A 15238-nucleotide genomic window follows, 5' to 3' on the forward strand; every position below is an offset into this window, starting at 1 on the left:
GCGTCATCATGCAACGCGACCTGCTCGACGCGCTCCGCTGTCCCGCGCCACACGAGGAATCGTGGTTGGTGGCCATGGTGCATCGCGCCGATGGCGCCACGCTGATAGAGGCCGATCTGGCATGCCCCGTGTGTGGGGCCGAGTACGCGGTGACTCAGGGGGAAGCCTGGTTCCACGCTGCGCAGGACCGTGTGCTGTCCACAATGCCCGCGAATGCCTCAACCACTCCGCTGCCCGACGTTGAACGTCTGGCCGCGCAACTTGGCGTGATGGGTGGACTGGCTCCGGTGCTGTTGGCGGGGGGCTATGCGGCGGTCGCCGCAGACTACGCCGCACTGACCGGCGCGCCGGTGGTGGCTGTGCCCACCGCGTCCGCGTCCGCTCCGCTCGCGATTCGCGCTGTAGACGTCTCCGTGTTGCATGTTGGTCTGCAACTGCCATTGGGAGCCAGTACCTTGGCGGCAGCGGCCTGCGATGTCGCCCATCTGGTCCCTGACGACGCCGCGAGGCTGCTGGCCAGCATTGCCCGGGCGGTACGCGCGGGCGGCCGAATCGTCGCGCCGGTCTCTCAGGAGCTGCCGGCCGTGCTCATGGGCACCGTACGGACATTGGCCCGTGATGAGCGCGAATGGGTGGCCGAGATGACGGCCAAGTCGAGCGGATTGGTGGCACTGCGGCGGTCACCACCGCCCGTGTAGCGTCCACGGATACCCGTCACGGATACCCGTGGACGCGGAGCGCTGCCGTCTCAGTGCGCTTCGACGTACAAGCTGTCGATCAGGTCCTTGTACGTCTTGTCGATCACGCGCCGCTTCACGCTGAGCTTGGGTGTGAGTTCACCCCGTTCAATGGTGAAGTCGTGCTCGAGCAACGCGATCTTCTTGGGGGCCTCGAAGCTGGCCAGGCCGGAGAGCTGTCCCTTGACCTCTTTTTCCATCTTCGCGTGGATGGTCGGCATCTGCAACAGCTCGGCGCGTGAAGTCCACACGATGTTCTGGCTGGCGGCCCACTTCTCGAGCTGATCCCAGTTGGGCACGATCAGCACGATCAGGAACTTGCGCTTGTCGCCGATCATGACGGCCTGCGACACGTACTTGTTCGTCTTGATCGTGTTTTCGATCGGCTGGGGCGCGACGTTCTTGCCGCCGGCCGTGACGATGATGTCCTTCTTGCGATCGGTGATGCTGAGGTAGCCCTCATTCAGCACGCCGATGTCGCCCGTGTGAAACCAGCCATCACCATCGATGGCTTCCGCCGTCGCCGTGGGATTGTTGAAATACCCCTGCATGATGTGCGGACCGCGCGACAGGATTTCGCCGTCCGGAGCGATCATGACTTCCACGCCGGCAATGGGCTTGCCCACGGTGCCGAGTCGGTAGGCAGACAGGGCGTTGCAGGCGATGACCGGAGACGTTTCCGTCAGTCCGTATCCTTCGAGAATCACCAGTCCGGCCGCGTAGAAAAATTTCGCGATTCCGGTGAGAGGGGCGCGCCGCCAGATACGAAGTAGCGAAGGTTGCCACCGGTGCGCTCGCGCAACTTCGAGAACACGAGTTTCTGCGCAATGCCGTACTGGAACGCCAACAGGCCACCGGGCTCCCGGCCCGCGAACTTTTCATCGGCCCACCGTTCCCCGGTGCGGCGTGCCCAGAAAAAGATGCGCTTCTTGAGCCCACCACCACTCACGGCGTTCTCCAGAACGCGCGCATAAATCTTCTCGTACAGTCGTGGCACCGACATCATGAGCGATGGCTTCATCTCGCTCATGTTGACGGGCACGGTGTCGATGGACTCGGCGTAGGCGATGCGACAGCCGGTGGCGAACAGGTAATAGTCGCCCGTGCGCTCGAAGATGTGACTGAGCGGCAGGAAGCTCAGCGCGAGGTCGGAAGTGCCGACATTCAGCACCTGCCTCACACCTTCCACGTTCGAGTGAATGTTGTCATGCGTGAGCATGACACCCTTCGGATTGCCCGTCGTGCCCGACGTGTAGATCAGGGTGAGCAGTTTGTCCGGGGCCACTGCCAGCGCGGCTTCCTTGAACGTGGTCGCCCGCTCCGGTGAATCGTTGGCGGCGCCCATGGCCTCGAGCTCGGCGAGCGTCATGTCACAGCCATGTTCCTTCGTGGCCGCAAAGCCGATCACCCACTGCACGCCCGGGATCTGCGCGCGAATGGACTGGATCTTCCGGGCCTGTTCCGGCGTGGACACGAACAGCACCCGCGCGCCCGAATCGTTGATCAGGTAGGGGATCTGCTCGGACGGCAGCGTCGCATAGATCGGCACATCGGTGAACGAACTGCAGGCGCAGGCATAGTCCACGATCAGCCATTCGGGGCGGTTTTCCGAGAGCAACGCCACGCGTTCTTCGGCCACCACCCCAAGGTGAGCGAGTCCGAGCGCGGTACGACGTACACGCTCGAGGATCGTGCGATGGCTCAGAGGCTCCCAGACGCCATTGACCTTGTACAGGACGGCGTCGGTGCGATCAAATCGTTCGACTGCATCGAAAAACAGTCGATTGATCGTGCCGGGGGCGGGGCGGGGACCCCCCGAAGCGAATTGGGTGGGTGAGGACATACTTGAGAAACTGGCCCCGGGATTCCCAGCGCGGGAGCCCTTGACGGCTTTTCGCTACCTGAGCGTTGCGGCTCGGGTGGTGCTCAGTGCACCACCCGCGTGACCAGTCGCAGTGGGCTGCCCGGCACGGCCTTGCCGCGGTACTGCACGGTCGCCTGCACCACCAACGAGTCGGCGGTACCGCTGTCAGGCAGAAACCGATTCTTGCGAACCATCACTTTCCGGGTCGCGTCGGAGTCGCCGGTCGTGTCGACCACCGAGGCATTCCGCTCATCGACCGCGAGATAGGCGACGGCGGAGGTGTCATTGGTGGGGTTTGCCGGATGCAGCAATGTGTAGCGCACGATCCAGCCTTTCACGGCGGTTGGGGTGGTGCCCGTTTTGTTGTGGCGCACCAATACCGAGAAATCGCCTGTGAGCACCTTCTGTGCCGAGTCGCCGGCCTCGAACTTCAGGTCTCCCGGCGCCGAGCCGGTCACGGTATCGGGGGGCAGTGTGACAAAGAGGGTACCGAGAATCTGCAGACTCGATCCTGCACGGGCGGCCACACGACCTGTGGAAACGGTCGTGATCTTGCGCGCGAAGACCGTGCCGCTCGTGGAGTCGATAACGAGCGACGAATCGCGATTGTAGTCGGCATACAGGTAGGTCACCGGCGCGCCGACGATTTCCTCGCCCGCCGAATTGCGCACGATGGCGCGAAGGGGGGCTATCACCCCCGCTTCGTTGCGCAGCGAATCGCCAACGACGACCGCCGGATAGGGGAGCCGCGCGAACTCGAGAGCGGCCGGTACATCGGGGCCCGATCCCACATCCGCGCACGCGGTAGCGATAGTTGCGACGATCGCCACGGTGCTGCCGATGATCCTGCGTCGCACTCGCTGCGCTGCGTGTCCTGCGTCGATTGAAGCCGTGTCCTGCGTCACTTCCCGTCCTCGTGCCCCCGATGGGCACCCGTCACGTGAATCGTTCAGCGAGTCGCGTGGCAATGTTGATGTACGCCTGACTGGCCGGATCGGCGGGATTCCGCAGCACCACCGGCTGGCCGGCAGCGAAGGCCTCAGCCGTAGCCGGTGTCCGGGGTACCGGCACATCGAAAATCAGATGCTGCGGCAAATGCTCGCGCACATAGTGTACGACGCGCTCGGTCGCTGGGTTCCCCTCTTCGTGCATCGTGAGGAGAATGCCTTCCAGCGTGAGCTCATCATTCTCGGCGATCACGTCCTGGATTGCACGCAGGATCTGCGGTGTGGTCTGCAGAGCCAGGGGTTCGCACTGCAGCGGTACCACGACATGCTGGCTGGCGGCCAGCACCCGGCGTGTGATGGCCCCGAGTCCGGGCGGAGTGTCCACCACCACCACGTGGCATCGTTCGCGGGCCATGGCGAGCAGGTCGCCCAGCAGACTGGTCTCACCGACCGCACGCTGGAAGGCCGTATGGTCGGCGGTGTCGCTCACCGAACCGGCCAGGATCACGCGCAGCCACGGCATCGCCGTCGGCAGGATGACTTCGCGCAGCGACCGTTCGCCGCGGAGATAGTCATCGAAGCCCACCGTGGGATGACCACGGCGCAGTCCCACTCCGTAGCGCACCGCGCCCTGCGGATCGGCATCGACCAGCAGGGTCTTGAGACCGCGGCGTGCGAAGGCCACGGCAAGATTCACCGCGGTGGTGGTCTTACCGACCCCACCTTTCTGGCTGACGATGGAGAGGACGCGCCCCATGTTCAGTACTCGTCCCGTCGGGGCTCATCGGCAGGCGCCTGCCAGTGATCGCCCGCCTCGTGTCCGTCTTGCGCCCCCTCGGTGGCATAACCGTCCTGCTCCGCTTGTTGCATCGAGGCGTTCTGCAACTGCATCAGTGTCCGCTCGGCGTGCTCACGGAACTTGCTCGCCTGTGGATCGTCGGCGTTGCTGGTGCGCAGGTACGATTCCAGATGCATGCCCGCGTGTACGGTGTCGCTGCGCTTGAGCAGCAGGAATGCGAGACCGTAGTGCGCGCCGGCCAGATTGGGGTCGAGCTGCAGGGCGCGTCGGTACGTGCGAATCGCTTCCTCGGGTTGCCCCGTTTTGGAGAAGGCGATCGCGATGTTCTGCAGGACGCGCAAGTCGTCGGGACGCTCGCGCAGCGCGAGTCGGTAGGACGTGAGCGCGTTGCCGTAGTCCCCACGCGCTTCGAGATCGAGCGCCTCTTTCAGGAAGTCGGTCTTCCCTGAATGGGGTGCCGACGAACCGCCCACGAGGCGGCGCCACCAAGTCATGCGCTCGCAGGGTTTCGGAGGAAAGAAGGAGGCGATGACCGCACGGTGGCAATCCTCACCGAACACGTGCCAAGCTATCGCCCCGCAAGCATCGCTACAAGTTGGTGATGGTACGTTGTTGCGCGTGCGTGCGGGGGCTACACTCCAAAGATCCTCAGAGGAGCCGCCAATGCCTGAACCGCAGCCGTACGCCCCCGATCCCAGCAAAGGGGTGCTGATCGTCGACTGGCCGCTGTTTGGCGAGTTGGCCCGTGCATTGGCCGTGCGCGTGGCGCGCGAGTGGATGCCCGATCTCGTGGTGGGGATCGCCACGGCCGGTGTGGTGCCTGGGGCGGCTGTCGCCGCCATCCTCGACCGTCCGTTCCATTCCATTCTGATCTCGCGACGCTACAGCGCCGATCAGGTCCGCGAAACGCCCGCCGTATTTGGTGCGGCGCCTGCCGAAGTGCGCGGACGTCGTGTGCTGGTGGTCGACGAGACCTGTGATTCCGGGCAGACACTGCGCCTCGCCGTAGGCGCGGTGGTCAATGGGGGCGCGCGTGAAGTGCGCTCGGCCGTGAGCTTCCGCACAGGCGCGTACGCGCCCGACTACCACGCGCTGGCTACGCAGGCCATGATCGTGCTGCCATGGGATCGGGAGATTCTGATTGACGGCGACCTGCGTCCCAACCCGAAATACGAAGGGCTGCTTCCGCAGCCCGTGGTCTGACCCCAGTCACGCGGACGGGCGCCGGAACTCAGGCGCTGGCGGCGGCCCGTTCGTAGGGAATGCCGCGTTCCATGGCTTCCCAGACGTACTCCAGCACATCCACCGACCCGAGCAGGAAACGGCTCCGACCCGGAGCCATGTCGGGAGGTGCCACTTCGAGCACTGAAATGGGGGCGGCCGCGAGTCGCCCGAAAAAGCCGGCGAACAGCCCGGTGGTGATCAGGCATCCGCCTTCCAGCTCCCCTGCTTCGCTCCAGTCGGACACGTCGAGGGCCATCACCGCCTCGCTCAACGGCACCAACTCCGCACGCCCCCACCCCTGCTGATGCAGAAATGCTTCCAGCAGCCAGGGAAACCGTTCGTCGGCAAGATCAGCGGCAGGGGCTTCACCCTGCTCCTGCAACCAGGTCGCGAAGTGATCAAAAAGCGCCTGGCCGGCCGCATACCCGGCGTCGCGGATCGCGTCAATCGACGCGGCGGCGCCGTCAACTGCACGATCACCCTGAGGATGATGCACGGCCTGCTGGAGTCCCGTGAAAAACTCCACGGGAACGGTCACGGTGCGTGAGGCCACCGGCAACGGGGCGGAGATCGAGGTGCTCATGTTCCGGTGACGCTCGCCCACGGGCCCCGTCACGTCAAGCGGGGGGAGAGGACCGCCGGTGTGACGGAACCGGCCACGGGTGTATGGTCAGGCCGATGCATCAGCCGATGCATCAGCCGATGCCCCGGACAGTTTCTCCAGCAACTCGGCTTCCGTCAGCACCGTGACGCCCAGCTCCTTGGCCTTGTCGAGCTTGCTGCCGGCTTCTTCGCCGGCCACGACAAAGGTGGTCTTTTTGGAGACACTGCTGGTCACCCGCCCCCCGGCCTGCTCCACGAGGGCCGTGGCTTCACCACGCGAGAGCGAGGGCAACGTGCCGGTGAGCACGACCGTGGCTCCGGTGAGCACGCCATCGGCCTGCACGGCATTGGGTTCGTCGAAGCGCAGGCCGCGCGCGCGAAGCCGTTCCATCAGGGCGCGCGTCGTGGGGTCGGCAAAATAGCTGGCCACCGACTGGGCGATGATCGACCCGATGCCGCGCACGGCCCCGAGTTGTTCCGCGGTGGCGTTCATCAGGGCGTCCAGCGAACCGTACTGACGTGACAACAGTTGCGCGGCCTGTGCACCGACATGCCGAATGCCAAGACCAAACATGAGTCGCGACAGCGGCTGCTGCTTCGCGGCGGCAATCGCTGCCACCAGATTTTCAGCGCTCTTCTTCGCGAATCGCTCGAGGCTGGTGAGCTGATCGACGGTGATGTCGAACAGGTCGGCGACATCGTGCACCAGGCCGGCGTCGAGCAGTTGCTGAATGCGCGCGTAGCTCAGGCCATCGATATCGAGCGCGTCCTTGCTGGAAAAATGCACCAGCCCTTCGAGTTGCCTCCCCGGACAGGCGACGTTGGGGCAGTACACCGCCACGTCGTCGCCATACCGCTCAACTGGCGTATTGCAGCGCGGACACTGTGTGGGCATCGACCAGGGCTGCTGCGAACCATCGCGCTGCTCGGGGACCGGACCCAACACGTACGGGATGACATCTCCTGCGCGTACCACCTGCACCGTGTCGCCTTCCCGCAGATCCTTGGCCGCGATCTGATCGGCATTGTGCAGTGACGCAAAGGTCACCGTCGCCCCGCCAACATCGACCGGTTCGAGCACGGCAAACGGTGTGAGCACACCGGTTCGCCCCACGTTCACATCGATGCGACGCAATTTTGTGAGCGCCATGTCCGGCGCAAACTTCCGCGCCACGCCCCAGCGGGGGGTGCGATCGGCCCGAATGCCCAGCTCGTCCTGCAGGGCCATGTCGTTCACCTTCACCACACCGCCATCGATCGCGAACCCCAGCGTGGCACGTGTCTCGTGCTCCACCACCGTGGCCCAGGCTTCGGCTTCCTGAATGGTGTGGCAACGCTGACGATGTGGCGCAACCGGCACCCCCCACGCACTGAGCTGCTCGAGCAACTCCCACTGTGAACGCGCCGGTGCGCTGCCATCGGGCAACACGGCCGCGTATCCGAAAAAACGCAGCGGTCGGGCGGCGGTGTTCGCCGAATCGAGCTGGCGCATGGAGCCGGCGGCGGCGTTGCGCGGATTCACATACACGGGCTCACCAGCGGCCACACGCGCTTCGTTCATGCGCTCGAAGCCGGCGAAGGGCAGGTACACCTCACCACGCACTTCCATCAGCGGCGGATGGTTGTCGCCATGGAGGCGCAACGGTACACCCCGGATGGTGCGCACATTGGCGGTGACGTCCTCGCCATCCGTACCATCGCCTCGGGTCGCCGCCGTGACCAGCACGCCCTCGCGATAGGTCAGCGCTACCGCGGCCCCATCGATCTTGAGCTCGACGGTGTACCCCGATGTGTGTATCGCGTCACCAACGACGCGCTTGAGTGACTGCTCGAAGTCTTCCAGCTCGCTGAGATCGAACGCATTGTCCAGAGACAGCATACGCACCAGATGCCGGTGCGGGCTGAACGCGGACTGTACGGGGGCACCGACTCGTCGGGTGGGTGAATCTTCCGTGCACAACGTGGGGTATTCCGCCTCGATGCCCTGCAGCTCCCGGAACAGTCGATCGTATTCCTGATCGGAGAGTGTGGGGCGATCGAGGACGTAGTACTCGTGCTGGGCGGTGCCGAGCTGTTCGCGCAATTCGCGAGCGCGCTCAACCGTCTGGTGTGGTGGAGTTCCCGATGACGCGGTCATGTCGGGAATCTACCATTCCCTGAGTGGAAACTCATCATCGAACTGAGGAGGATCGCGAGATGGATGATTCGAGAGATGACGAAACGCGTCGTGTGGCGCGCACGTTTGGACTGGGTCTGCTGATCGGTGCCGCCATCGGTGCTGGTGCGGCCCTGTTGTTGGCTCCGGCGACGGGGCAAGCCACGCGTCGGCAGCTTCGGCGCGGTGCACGAAAGCTCTACGAGCGCGGTGAAGATTCCCTCCACGACCTGATGGAAGATTCCGACCGCAAGGCCCGACGGTTCGCGCAGCGCGGCTTCAAGCGGGGGCGCAAGCTGGTGGCCGACGCGCGCGATACGGTCGGCTGGTAACACGCGGCCCGATACCCTACGCCCCGACGGACGACTCAGACAGCCCTGCTACTTGAGGGCCTTGAGTTCGTCCTCGGCGGCGCGGCGGTACCGGTCGTCATTGGCATCCATGGGCGGCGACTTGAGCGCGGCCTGATACGCCGCACGGGCATCGTCGGTGCGGCCCATGTCGCGATAAATGCGCGCCTGGTCGAGACGGTGAATGAGCCGTTGCGGATCGTGCGCCACCGACTCCTCCATGTACCGCGCGGCCTCGGCCCAACTGGCCGTTCCCATCACCTTGCCTCCCATGAAGGTCTTGGCGAACGCGCGGGCGATACCGTTCAGGCGCATCACTTCCGCGTTCCACACGCCCATGATGTGCAGCGCGCCCGGGTGTTTTGGATCGCGCGCCAGCGCCTCCATCGCGTGGTCCCGCACACTGACCGCGTATTTCACGCGATCGCGCGAACTCGCCGACATCGCGGTCCGTCCGATCGCACGCGACATGTGGAAGTGCACGTCGGCCTGTTCCGGATGCATGGCCAGTGCCTGACGTGCATACCGATCGGCGCGCTCGTAGCGTGCCGCCTGTGTCTTGCGGTCCGGCTCGAACTCGCCGAGATCCACCAACTCACGGGATGCCCGCCAGAGGGCGTCGAAGGAGAGTGAATCCCGCTGCAGAGCTTGCTCGTACAGCGCCAACGCCTGTGCGGGGTGCCGTGCGACGCTGGCCTTGTCGCCGCGTGCGATGAGGTCGGCCACTTCCGCGTGTACCGATGTGGTCACACGGGCGTTGGGCGCCGCGGCCTGGGGCAATTGCGCGACCAGTGTACGTGGCGTGGTGGCGAGCGACAACACCATGGCCGGCACCAGTAGCCGCAGCGCGGAGGCAGGTGACACAATGGCGCGTGATACCACTGCCCGTCGTGCGGACGTGCGTGGGCTGACACCCGCACCGGTGCGTGCGGTGACGGTCGATTGGATGTAGGTTGGCACCACGTATGGAAGCTCGGACACTGATCGAACGGAAACGAGATGGCGGACGGATTGCTCCGTCCGAATGGCGCAGCCTCATGAAGGCCTATGCTGCGGGCGATGTGCCCGACTACCAGATGGCCGCACTGGCGATGGCCATCTTTTTTGTCGGACTCGATCGCGATGAGATCGTCGCGTTGACTGACGCCATGCTCACCAGTGGCGCAACGCTTGATCTCGATCACCTCCGCGTCGGCCGGGTGGACAAACACTCCACCGGCGGTGTGGGCGACAAGGTGTCGCTGGTCCTCGCCCCGCTGGCAGCGGCGTGCGGCGTGGCCGTGCCCATGATGTCCGGGCGTGGGCTCGGTCACACAGGCGGTACCCTCGACAAACTGGAATCGATCCCGGGATTCCGCACGGATCTTTCGCTGGCCGCCGCGACCACCCAGATCGAATCCCTCGGCTGTGCCCTGATCGGACAAACCCGCGAAATCGCGCCGGCTGATCGCAAGCTGTATGCCCTGCGTGATGCGACGGGCACCGTGGAAAGCATTCCACTTATCGCGGCCAGTATCATGTCCAAGAAATTGGCCGAAGGTCTGACAGGGCTTGTCCTCGACGTCAAACATGGCTCGGGGGCGTTTCTCCCCGAAGTGGAACGCGGACTCGAACTGGCGCGCACCATGATTGCGCTCGGTGCCGATCACGGTTGTCCGGTGGTGGCGCTGCTGACGGCCATGGACCGGCCGCTCGGACGCGCCTGCGGCAATGCCATCGAGGTGGAGGAGTCCATCATGGCCCTGCGAGGGGAGGGACCGTCCGACTTGATGGCCGTCACGTATGCGCTGGGTGCCGAAATGCTGCTGCTCGGGGGCGCGGCGCGTTCCCGGGACGAAGCACGGCGACGCATGGAGGTGGCCATTTCCAGCGGCAAGGCTGCCGAGCGATTCCAGCAGATCATCGAAGCTCAGGGTGGCAATCCGGCGGTGGTGGACGATCCGTCGCTGCTTCCGCAGGCTGCGGAGTGCGAGCTGTATCTGGCGCCTCGTGGTGGTGTGGTGGCGCAGGTCGAGCCCCGGGCCATCGGGCGTGGCATCACGGCGCTGGGCGGCGGGCGCACGCGGGTGGACGATATCGTGGACCCCGCCGTGGGATTTGTCATCACCGCGCGACCGGGCGACGTAGTGCGGGCCGGGGAGCCGCTCGCCACCATTTTTGCCCGAGACCCAGCCGGCATTGCCATCGGACGAGAGACGCTGGCGCGGGCCATTGTCGTGGCCGATGACGCGGAGCCACCACTTCCCCTCATCAGCCACCGGGTCACCGAAGCCGGGGAAGAGCGCTGGGTGGACGAATGAGGGTCGGGGTGCCTAGTTTTGGGGGTCAGCGGCTCACGCCGCGCCCGTCTTACCGGTGCTCTGCGCCCCAAGCCTTTACGCGATGCTTGCTCCGTCCACGAATCGTCTTCTGAGCCTGGCCGCCGCTGCTGCGGTGCTGCCGTTGCTCGGCATCTATGCCCTGCTGCTGTACATCTCCACGCCCAGTGCGACGGGTGGTATGGAGCCGACGACGACGATGCTGTGCTACATCGCACTGACGATCATCTTCGGTGCACTGATCACCGTGGCGCTCAACTTCTCGCGGCAGCTCACCCGCGAAGCCAAGGGCGAGTACCAGACGCCCTGAGCGAACCGCTCCGATTTTCCTGATCCCGGTCGTCAGCCTCGCTGATGACCGGGATTCTTGTTTTGACGTGCGCGGGCACGATCTTGGGTGGTCCGTGTTACCGCGTAGTCTTCCCGCGCCTGAGCTCCTATGCACGATGCGCACGCCTTTCTGGCGAACCTGACGCTCGTCCTCTGCGTCGGCGCGCTTACCACCTATCTGTTCCAGCGCATCCGGCAGCCGGTGGTGTTCGGCTACCTCGTCGCGGGCATGATCGTGGGGCCGCACGTCGGTGTGCCGTTGTTTGCCGACCTGTCGATGGTGACCACGCTGTCCGAGTTGGGCGTGATCATGCTGATGTTCGGCCTGGGACTCGAGTTCAGTCTGCGCAAATTGGTGCAGGTGGGGCCGACGGCGGGCGTGGTGGCGTTGGTGGATACCAGCGTGATGCTGGTGTTCGGCTATGGCGCTGCCCAATTGCTCGGGTGGAGTACGCTGGAGAGTGTGTTCTGCGGCGCGATCGTGGCGATTTCCTCCACGACCATCATCGTGAAGGCGTTCGCCGAACAAGGCGTGCGCGGCCGTTTCACCGAGTTGGTGTTCGGCATCCTCATCAGCGAAGACCTCATTGCCATCCTGTTGATCGCAGTATTGACCACCGTGGCCGCCGGTGGTGGCGTATCGGCGGGAGAGGTCGGCATCACGGCCGGCAAGCTGGTGCTCTTCCTGGTGGGATTTGTCGGCATCGGGTTGCTGGTGGTGCCGCGTCTGGTGCGCGCGATCGTGAGACTCGATCGGCCGGAAACCACATTGATCGTCAGTCTCGGGCTGTGCTTTGGTGGGGCACTGCTGGCGCTCGGCGCGGGGTATTCCGTGGCGCTCGGCGCGTTCATCATGGGATCCCTGGTTTCGGAGTCGGGCGAAGCGCGGCGCGTGGAACATCTCATTGCCGGTGTGCGCGACATGTTCGGCGCGATCTTCTTCGTGTCGGTGGGCATGATGATCGATCCGCGTCTGGTGGCCGAGCATTGGGGCGCGGTGGTGCTGCTGTCGGTGGTGGTGATCGCCGGCAAACTGATCGCGGTGTCGACGGGCGCGTTCCTCATGGGCAACGACGTGCGTACCTCGACGCAGGCCGGCATGAGCCTCACGCAGATCGGTGAGTTTGCCTTCATCATCGCGGCGCTGGGACTGAGCAGTGGGGTGGTGCGGGAGTTCCTCTATCCGGTGGCCGTGGCCGTCTCCGCCATCACCACTCTCACGACACCGCTACTCATTCGCGCGTCGGGGCCATTTGCGTCGATGGTCGATCGCAATCTGCCGCGGCCGCTGCAGACGTTTGTTGGTCTGTACGGCAGTTGGATCGAGCGCTTGCGCGTCGCATCGGCAGATGCCGGGCTCGCGCCGCTCATTCGCCGCAAGGTGATCCTGCTGGCCGTGGATGCCCTGTTGCTGGCCGGTGTGGTGATCGGCGTGGCCTATGCGAAGGGGCCACTGGCGGGCTACGTGGAGCGCACGACGGCCTTCTCGCCGGGCGTCAGCACGGTGGTGCTGTATGGCATCGCGGCGATGGTGGCGGCCCCGTTGATTGTGGGCATTGTGCGAGTCTCGGCCGCTTTCGCGTCGTTGCTGGCGTATCGCGCGCTGCCACTCGCGGCCGGCAATCGTCTCGACTACGCCCAGGCACCGCGTCAGGTGCTCATGGCCACGCTGCAACTCGCGCTGGTGACGGTGAGTGGTCTGCTCGTGGTGGTCGTGACAGGTCCGTTCGTGCCACTGGGGCGAGGCGCCGTGGTACTCGCGCTGGTCGTGGGGTGGTTGGGGGTGGTGTTCTGGCGCAGTACGGCCAACCTGTACGGACACACGCGAGCTGGCGCAGAAGTGCTGATCGCGGCGTTGGCGAAGGGGATGGTCGCGCAGCAGGCCGACGCGCAGGAGAGTGGGCACGCACCAGCCCCGCGCGATCTCACGATGGTACATCGCATGCTGCCTGGGCTTGGTGATCCGGTGCCGGTGCTGCTGCTGGCAGAGAGCCCGGCGGTGGGACGTACCCTCGGCGAATTGCAACTGCGTTCGCTGACCGGCGCGGTGGTCCTCGCCATCACGCGTGGCGATGAGCAAGTGATGCTGCCGGTTGGCAGTGAGCGGTTGCTGGTTGGCGATGTTGTGGCGCTGGCCGGATCGAGTGAAGCCATCGATGCGGCGCGGTTGATGCTGCAGTTGGGGTGATCAACGTTCCTGACGCAGCGTCTGCCCGGAGCGCTTCAACTCTTCCTCGAGCATACGCATGCCTTTGGGACCCATGCCGTGCATGGCGGCCAAGTCGGCCTTGCTGTGTTGCGCGAGTTGCGCCATGGACGTGATTCCCGCGGTCGACAGCGCGCGCAATGCCGGTCCCGAGAGGCCTGCGGGAAAAGCGGTGGCGTTGGGGTGGGTCTTCTCGCGTTCTGCGGAATTGGGCATGGAGATACGCTCGAGAATGCGCGGAGTGCTTGATGTGGGCGGTGGCGTGCGTCAATCGTTCCCATGCGCCCGCGCCGTAGTCGCCGAAGCAGCTTCACTACTACTTCACTCTGATCCCGACCGCAACGATGTCGCCTGCCGGCCGTGCTGCTGATCTGTCGTCACTTCTGGCAGGTGTTCGTGTCGTCACCATCGCACAGAATGCGCCCGGACCGCTGGCGGTGCAGCGGCTCGCCCAACATGGCGCATCGGTGTGCAAGATCGAGCCGCCGGAGGGAGATCCGTTGCTGACGATTTCACCGTCGTGGCACGCGGAAATGCATGTCGGCGTCACCATCGAGCGCCTCGATCTCAAGACATCGGAAGGCCAGGCGGCGCTGCGTGAACACCTGGCCACAGCCCAGGTGTTCATCACCAGCCAGCGACCAGCGGCGCTCACGCGACTGGGACTCGACCCGCGCACATTGCTGCAGAGGTATCCCACGCTTCGTGTGTTGCGCATTGTGGGAAGCCTCGACGCACCGGATGACGCGGGACACGATCTCACCTATCAGGCAGCAGCGGGGTTGATCGGTGCGGCCATGCCACTGGCACTGGTTGCCGATGTGATGACGTCGGAACGTGCGTACGCGGGCGTGCTGGCCTTGCTGCGTATGGACGAAGGCCATCTGATGGACATCGGCATGGTGGAAAGTCTTGCGCCGATGCAGGCCACCCTTCGTCACGGGCTGACGGTACCCAACGGCATACTCGGTGGCGGACTGCCGCGCTACATGCTGTACGAATGCCGGGAAGGGCAGGTGGCCGTGGCGGCGCTTGAGCCACACTTCGCGGCGCGTCTGCGGGATGAGCTGGGCACAGACGACCAGGCGATCATGGCGGTGCGCTTTCTTGAGCGCACCGCCACGGCATGGGAGGAATGGGCGAAAGCGCGGGACCTGCCCATCGCGGCCGTCCGCGCTACCAATCCGACATGGGCTTGAGCCTGGTGCCGATGGAAATGCCTGCCGGAAGCTGTTGGATCGCCATGCCGATATAGGCATCACCACCGGCCAGCACTTTGGCGAATGCCTCCCGGACCGCTGGCAGGGAGTTCTGGTGCTTTCGCACAAATGATGGCGAGTAACTGCTCAACTTGTTCAGATTGACGTGCATGCGCTGAGTGCCGTCGGTGACACGCCGCTGTTCCGTCCAATCGGCGAAGCACATGACCGCATCGGCAAAAGCCGACTGCGTGGTCGGCGGCCCGTTCCAGAGGCAGATGGTCGCCGACGGCATGTCCTGCCAGGTGAATTGCACTGCCAGGGAACTGTCGGCCATCGTCATGATGGCGTGAGCCGCCCCGGCCGACTCGTTCGCCGGGATCGCTTCCTGCCCAGTCAGGGTGCCGGACCAGGATTGCGCTGCGAGCGCGCCGGGCGTCATGCCACTCACGATCAGGAGCGTGGCGGTCAGTACGCCATGGATGCGGTGGTTGAGCATCGGGTCA

At 64.9% G+C, this 15238-nt stretch carries 16 protein-coding genes and 1 pseudogene; 7 read left to right on the forward strand and 10 right to left on the reverse strand.

Annotated features, from left to right (window positions below):
* Positions 1–8: 8 nt before the first annotated feature.
* Positions 9–698, forward strand: a complete 690-nt coding sequence (locus tag GAU_RS03995; RefSeq protein WP_012682271.1) for a hypothetical protein — start codon at positions 9–11, stop codon at positions 696–698.
* Positions 699–748: 50 nt separating this feature from the next.
* Here GAU_RS03995 and GAU_RS21770 read toward each other — a convergent pair whose 3' ends face one another.
* From GAU_RS21770 to GAU_RS04015, 5 genes and pseudogenes are all read right to left on the reverse strand, one after another.
* A complete protein-coding gene (locus GAU_RS21770; RefSeq protein ID WP_425483087.1) occupies positions 749–1333 on the reverse strand; it encodes a hypothetical protein in 585 nt (194 codons plus the stop codon).
* Positions 1334–2580: pseudogene (locus GAU_RS21775) on the reverse strand (AMP-dependent synthetase/ligase); the annotation flags it as partial. It lies immediately after the preceding gene.
* Between the two features lie 83 nt (positions 2581–2663).
* The gene (locus GAU_RS04005; protein WP_156798897.1) at positions 2664–3458 is read right to left on the reverse strand and encodes a hypothetical protein; all 795 of its coding nucleotides are present in this window, start codon (positions 3456–3458) and stop codon (positions 2664–2666) included.
* A gap of 79 nt (positions 3459–3537) precedes the next feature.
* The gene (locus GAU_RS04010; protein ID WP_012682275.1) at positions 3538–4305 is read right to left on the reverse strand and encodes a ParA family protein; all 768 of its coding nucleotides are present in this window, start codon (positions 4303–4305) and stop codon (positions 3538–3540) included.
* Positions 4306–4307: 2 nt separating this feature from the next.
* Positions 4308–4841 (reverse strand): tetratricopeptide repeat protein, encoded by a 534-nt coding sequence (locus tag GAU_RS04015; RefSeq protein ID WP_041265239.1) that lies wholly within the window; start codon positions 4839–4841, stop codon positions 4308–4310.
* Between the two features lie 169 nt (positions 4842–5010).
* Here GAU_RS04015 and GAU_RS04020 point away from each other — a divergent pair, with 169 nt between their 5' ends.
* Positions 5011–5550 carry a phosphoribosyltransferase gene (locus tag GAU_RS04020; protein ID WP_012682277.1) on the forward strand — a complete coding sequence of 180 codons (540 nt, stop codon included), beginning with the start codon at positions 5011–5013 and terminating at the stop codon, positions 5548–5550.
* A gap of 28 nt (positions 5551–5578) precedes the next feature.
* On the opposite strand, the gene GAU_RS04025 is transcribed toward GAU_RS04020, so the two are convergent.
* Positions 5579–6154 (reverse strand): hypothetical protein, encoded by a 576-nt coding sequence (locus tag GAU_RS04025; protein WP_012682278.1) that lies wholly within the window; start codon positions 6152–6154, stop codon positions 5579–5581.
* Positions 6155–6241: 87 nt separating this feature from the next.
* A complete protein-coding gene (gene ligA / locus GAU_RS04030; RefSeq protein WP_012682279.1) occupies positions 6242–8311 on the reverse strand; it encodes an NAD-dependent DNA ligase LigA in 2070 nt (689 codons plus the stop codon).
* A 59-nt stretch (positions 8312–8370) separates the two neighbouring features.
* Here ligA and GAU_RS04035 point away from each other — a divergent pair, with 59 nt between their 5' ends.
* Positions 8371–8661, forward strand: coding sequence for a YtxH domain-containing protein (locus tag GAU_RS04035; protein ID WP_012682280.1), 291 nt, complete (start codon positions 8371–8373; stop codon positions 8659–8661).
* 48 nt (positions 8662–8709) lie between these two features.
* Here the strand turns inward: GAU_RS04035 and GAU_RS04040 are convergent, their stop codons facing one another.
* Entirely contained in the window at positions 8710–9660 is a 951-nt protein-coding gene (locus tag GAU_RS04040) for a tetratricopeptide repeat protein (protein WP_012682281.1), read from the reverse strand.
* On the opposite strand from GAU_RS04040, the gene GAU_RS04045 reads away from it, so the two are divergent.
* From GAU_RS04045 to GAU_RS04055, 3 genes are all read left to right on the forward strand, one after another.
* Complete coding sequence (locus GAU_RS04045) at positions 9645–10979, forward strand: thymidine phosphorylase (RefSeq protein ID WP_012682282.1); 1335 nt, start codon at positions 9645–9647, stop codon at positions 10977–10979. The two genes, GAU_RS04040 and GAU_RS04045, sit on opposite strands and share 16 nt — an antisense overlap.
* Positions 10980–11061: 82 nt before the next feature.
* Positions 11062–11307: a hypothetical protein gene (locus GAU_RS04050; RefSeq protein ID WP_012682283.1), complete on the forward strand. Its 246-nt coding sequence runs from the start codon at positions 11062–11064 to the stop codon at positions 11305–11307.
* 129 nt (positions 11308–11436) lie between these two features.
* Positions 11437–13515, forward strand: coding sequence for a cation:proton antiporter (locus tag GAU_RS04055; RefSeq protein ID WP_012682284.1), 2079 nt, complete (start codon positions 11437–11439; stop codon positions 13513–13515).
* Here GAU_RS04055 and GAU_RS04060 read toward each other — a convergent pair whose 3' ends face one another.
* Positions 13516–13749, reverse strand: a complete 234-nt coding sequence (locus GAU_RS04060; RefSeq protein ID WP_012682285.1) for a hypothetical protein — start codon at positions 13747–13749, stop codon at positions 13516–13518.
* Positions 13750–13877: 128 nt separating this feature from the next.
* Here GAU_RS04060 and GAU_RS04065 point away from each other — a divergent pair, with 128 nt between their 5' ends.
* Positions 13878–14732 (forward strand): CoA transferase, encoded by an 855-nt coding sequence (locus tag GAU_RS04065; RefSeq protein WP_012682286.1) that lies wholly within the window; start codon positions 13878–13880, stop codon positions 14730–14732.
* Here the strand turns inward: GAU_RS04065 and GAU_RS04070 are convergent.
* Positions 14710–15231 carry a hypothetical protein gene (locus GAU_RS04070; RefSeq protein ID WP_012682287.1) on the reverse strand — a complete coding sequence of 174 codons (522 nt, stop codon included), beginning with the start codon at positions 15229–15231 and terminating at the stop codon, positions 14710–14712. The genes GAU_RS04065 and GAU_RS04070 overlap by 23 nt on opposite strands.
* Positions 15232–15238: the final 7 nt, after the last annotated feature.

It is taken from the genome of Gemmatimonas aurantiaca T-27 (assembly GCF_000010305.1).
GTDB lineage: Bacteria > Gemmatimonadota > Gemmatimonadetes > Gemmatimonadales > Gemmatimonadaceae > Gemmatimonas > Gemmatimonas aurantiaca.

Excerpts from the sequence above, each read along its gene's own strand:
- GAU_RS03995 (WP_012682271.1), top strand. The coding sequence starts at position 9 with ATGCAACGCGACCTGCTCGACGCGCTCCGCTGTCCCGCGCCACACGAG.
- GAU_RS21770 (WP_425483087.1), bottom strand. The coding sequence starts at position 1,333 with ATGATCGCTCCGGACGGCGAAATCCTGTCGCGCGGTCCGCACATCATG.
- GAU_RS04010 (WP_012682275.1), bottom strand. The coding sequence starts at position 4,305 with ATGGGGCGCGTCCTCTCCATCGTCAGCCAGAAAGGTGGGGTCGGTAAG.
- GAU_RS04015 (WP_041265239.1), bottom strand. The coding sequence starts at position 4,841 with ATGACTTGGTGGCGCCGCCTCGTGGGCGGTTCGTCGGCACCCCATTCA.
- GAU_RS04020 (WP_012682277.1), top strand. The coding sequence starts at position 5,011 with ATGCCTGAACCGCAGCCGTACGCCCCCGATCCCAGCAAAGGGGTGCTG.
- GAU_RS04025 (WP_012682278.1), bottom strand. The coding sequence starts at position 6,154 with ATGAGCACCTCGATCTCCGCCCCGTTGCCGGTGGCCTCACGCACCGTG.
- ligA (WP_012682279.1), bottom strand. The coding sequence starts at position 8,311 with ATGACCGCGTCATCGGGAACTCCACCACACCAGACGGTTGAGCGCGCT.
- GAU_RS04035 (WP_012682280.1), top strand. The coding sequence starts at position 8,371 with ATGGATGATTCGAGAGATGACGAAACGCGTCGTGTGGCGCGCACGTTT.
- GAU_RS04045 (WP_012682282.1), top strand. The coding sequence starts at position 9,645 with ATGGAAGCTCGGACACTGATCGAACGGAAACGAGATGGCGGACGGATT.
- GAU_RS04050 (WP_012682283.1), top strand. The coding sequence starts at position 11,062 with ATGCTTGCTCCGTCCACGAATCGTCTTCTGAGCCTGGCCGCCGCTGCT.
- GAU_RS04055 (WP_012682284.1), top strand. The coding sequence starts at position 11,437 with ATGCACGATGCGCACGCCTTTCTGGCGAACCTGACGCTCGTCCTCTGC.
- GAU_RS04060 (WP_012682285.1), bottom strand. The coding sequence starts at position 13,749 with ATGCCCAATTCCGCAGAACGCGAGAAGACCCACCCCAACGCCACCGCT.
- GAU_RS04065 (WP_012682286.1), top strand. The coding sequence starts at position 13,878 with ATGTCGCCTGCCGGCCGTGCTGCTGATCTGTCGTCACTTCTGGCAGGT.
- GAU_RS04070 (WP_012682287.1), bottom strand. The coding sequence starts at position 15,231 with ATGCTCAACCACCGCATCCATGGCGTACTGACCGCCACGCTCCTGATC.